This window comes from Pseudogracilibacillus amylolyticus (SeqCode) (assembly GCF_051918545.1).
GTDB lineage: Bacteria > Bacillota > Bacilli > Bacillales > Amphibacillaceae > Pseudogracilibacillus.
On the sequence record NZ_JBPPZG010000288.1, the window covers coordinates 1 to 3,834 of the forward strand.

The 3,834-nt window shown below is 35.3% G+C and carries 3 protein-coding genes and 1 pseudogene; all 4 read right to left on the reverse strand.

What is annotated here, in order from left to right; translation table 11 throughout:
- On the reverse strand, positions 1-180 hold a 180-nt coding region (locus ACPYKA_RS19600; RefSeq protein WP_479543879.1), incomplete at its 3' end, for a hypothetical protein.
- Between the two features lie 894 nt (positions 181-1,074).
- Positions 1,075-1,386: a restriction endonuclease gene (locus tag ACPYKA_RS19605; RefSeq protein WP_479543881.1), complete on the reverse strand. Its 312-nt coding sequence runs from the start codon at positions 1,384-1,386 to the stop codon at positions 1,075-1,077.
- A 77-nt stretch (positions 1,387-1,463) separates the two neighbouring features.
- Entirely contained in the window at positions 1,464-3,512 is a 2,049-nt protein-coding gene (brxL, locus tag ACPYKA_RS19610; RefSeq protein ID WP_479543880.1) for a protease Lon-related BREX system protein BrxL, read from the reverse strand.
- An 18-nt stretch (positions 3,513-3,530) separates the two neighbouring features.
- Positions 3,531-3,834 (reverse strand): annotated as a pseudogene (locus ACPYKA_RS19615) (BREX-1 system phosphatase PglZ type A); the annotation flags it as partial.

Sequence of the window (3,834 nt, forward strand, 5' to 3'; positions counted from 1 at the left end):
ATCAGAAGCAAGATCATACTTTTTTAACAAGTGAAAAATATCATTCAAGGAACCTTGCGATAAATCATCGGTTAAAGCCCTTTCTAATCCTTCTACTAAATTTTCAGGTAAAAATGTTCTTTGCTCCATAAACTTCTTTTTTAAATCATCGAGAGAATGATCAATATTACATGACCCCATAGCTAACAACCTCCCTGACTTATTCTTTCTCCATAATATCATATTTTAGTGGTGGAGAGAGAGCTCTTCGTTTTTAGATCCATATCATCGCTCTAATCCCGGCTAGTTCTAGATGAATTAAAAAAATTCCTAGTGAGTCATTCACTAGGATTTTCAGCTGATAAGACGAGAAAAAATGTTCTATTAATTCTAGAATACTAGCAACAACTACAAAAGTATAGTGGTCGGCTGACCATCTTCATTGTAGGGAGATGGTAGAATGACAACATTGGAAGCTCTAAGTCTAGTAGCTAATTTAGTTTATCAATAATAGCTGTACTTAGTTTTATAGTTACCGTCGTCATTTTCACAGAAAAAAAGAAGTAGTCGTCCTCACAACCTTGTTGACGATTACTTCTGTTTGTAATTTATAACTGGTCAGCCGCTTTTTATGAGGTCTGTAGTTGTCATTACTTAAACAATTGCTGCTTAAAGTACTTATTTCTAATTATAGTATAAAATGAAAAAATATACTGTCAATAAATACTTTTGCACCAATCCTTTATTCGAACCACATTAAGCTTCAAGTTTGGGGATCACACCTTGAAATATTTATTTAAATAATTTATTAATCTTTCGAAAAGTCCTTTTTGTTTTTCTAAAGGAACGAGAAATTTTTTTAATGTCAGATTTCATCTTCTTTGCTGATCGAGAATAATTTTTAATAGCCTTTTCAGAAGCTTTTAGAAGATCTGGATTTGTTGCAGATTTATAAGAAACTTTTTTTCTATTATAATTTCCATTACCATATGCTTTATGAATTATTTCGGATAACACTCTTCTTGATCCTAACTTAACCCCAACTTTTCTTGCCAAATTCTTAGCTTGAGATGTAAAATCGCTAGTAGTGATTACCTAAGCCTCATCTGCTTTATAAAAGCTCTTAGCAGCATAAACCTCTTGAATCGCGGAAACCCCAACTTTAGATTCAGCTTTATACCTTTTAGCTTGAATTACAATTTTTCTTTTATCTGGGGAAATTACAAATAAATCTGCACCATAATCACCAGACTGATTTGTTTTCTTAACACTATAATTCAATGTTGCAAACATACTCGCTAGATAATCCTCAAAATCAAAACCACCCGTTTTATCAACAAATGTTAATTCACTATCAAGATTAAAACCGTTTCCTAATAATGCAACATCCTCCCCCGTCCAAGTAATTAAATAATTATCCCAAAAAACTTCACATCCCTCTGCTTCTCAAATGATTGATTAACTAAGTGCATACATCTTCAATTTCACCCCACCCCCAACGCTTTAAACACCGCATCTATCGGATCGGAATAAAACACCGGCTGCACTTTCACTAATAAATCGGACGGTACTGTTTGTAAATCCGCTACAGATGCTGCTGGAATTAATACTTTTTTGGCACCAGCATCTACACATACTTGCAACACATCAGCAAACTCATCCACTTTTGAAATTGTACCACCTACTGTCATATTCCCTATAACTACCATACTTTCTTGCACGGGTTTTTCCATTGCTCCTGAACAAAGCCCAATTAACTGAGCCACTCCTAATTCTTCTGTTAAACCTATTCCTTGCAAATCACTAACATGCATTAAATAGTCTTTTGTTTTCGTACTAATCGAATTACTAACATTTTTACTATTTGCTGCAAAAAATCGGAATGCTGTATCTAAGCTTTCACGAGCCCCTCGATGGGATCCGACACCCGATTTATCATATTTTCCAGTTCCGCCTACCACTTGGTTTTCTAATTTATAGATTCCAATCATTCCTGAATCACTTTGACCTGCAACATATACATGACCAGGTTTGCCCATGCCTTCAGGGATTAGTTTTCCACCGCCTTGTTCAGGTACGGATACAAATTCTTCATCCATCGTTTCTTTATCTATGTAGGAAAACATGACATCATAAAATTCCATGCCACCTATTTTTTTCAATTGTTCTTTGACACGTCGGCGTCCCTCTAATGCATATGTAACAATTTCTTCTAAATCTTCTTTCGTAAATTCTCCATGTGGATAGATTAATTTAATCAATCCAGATACCGTTTTTCGAACAGCAATGGTATCACGCTGATTTAAATGGGTGCCTAACTTAAAGTATTTATCAATCGCATCCGTATACGACCGTTTCCTCATTTCTCTAAAATACTCAGCAATATAATCGACTATAAAACCATATCGATTCGTGAAGAAGTCTGGCCGCATCTTAGGGATTTCCCATCCAGGTAAATAGTAATGCATCCGATCAAAAAACGCAGAATCACTTGCCATTTCTTCCGGGAATGGAGCGAATAAATGAGACGTCTTCAGCAAAACATCGACACTTTGATTGATGTTTCCAACAAATACCATAGATGCACTTGCGTTCTTCTCTTCCTTACCACGTGCAAACGAACCCGATGCCATAAAGTCTTTCATAATCTGAATCCCGTCTTTATCTTTAAACCGGATCCCAGCCACTTCATCAAATGCCACACAATCCCACATACCTACCAGTCCAATTGTACGAGATGCCATATTATAAAAAAGATTAGCTACAGTCGTTTGACCACCTGAAACAAGAATGGAATTCGGAGAAAGCTCTTTATATACATGCGATTTTCCTGTACCTCGTGGACCCAATTCACACATATTAAAATTATTTTCCACTAATGGAACTAAACGTAATAACAAGTGCCATTTTACACGTTCCTCTAGCTGCGTTGGCTCCATTCCAATCGAGCGCATTAACACATCAATCCACTCATCTTTCGTAAACTGAGCACGCCCTTTAAAAATCTCATCCATATCCATGTTTGGCATTTGTATTGGTTGTAATGTGTTCACCGTAAATGGACTATGATGGCGTTCTTCTTCATCATAATAATAATCGATTTTAATCATGCACCAAATACCACCGACAAGTAATTTATCAAATTCATTCACATAATTGGCCGGTACTGGAACGCCCTTTAAACCTAAATTTGAAAATTCGGCTTCGTAGCGATCAAGATTTGGATTTAATTTAACCGTAATCTTATCAATGATTGAATATTGACCAAGCTCTCTAATCCGAGATTTAATTTTTTCCGCTTCATCTGGTCGAACAAAGTTTTCAGATAATATCTTTTTTACACGCTCAACACCTTCCGCCAAGCTATCTTCATCATCTGTAGCAGCATACATTCCTAGTAAATATTCAAGCACATAAACTGGAACATTCGCTCCTTCTTTAATCATCTTTGTTAAGTCTTTCCGAACGACACGTCCCGCGAAAACATCATTCAATTTTTTATCCAGCTGTCTAGTTATCTCGATTTGTTCCAAAGCCATTCCTCCTTCCGTTTAAAAATCAAAGTCACTGATAATTCCTAAATTGATTGTAAAAGTGACTTTTTCTACAATTACATCCGTTTCTATATCTTTGATAATAAGATAATATGTTTTGTTTCGATCATACTGCTTGTTCTTTAATGCAAATTGGATGGTAAACACACGTTCTTTCGGATTATCATTTGTTAAGTCTCCTATAATCGTTTCTTCATTTGAAAGAATTTCGTTTTTATCATCTGCCATATATACAACAACAGTTCTTGGAATCATTTTATCAGCAACTTTTTCATTTTGGAAAAACTGTAATGAAAAAATA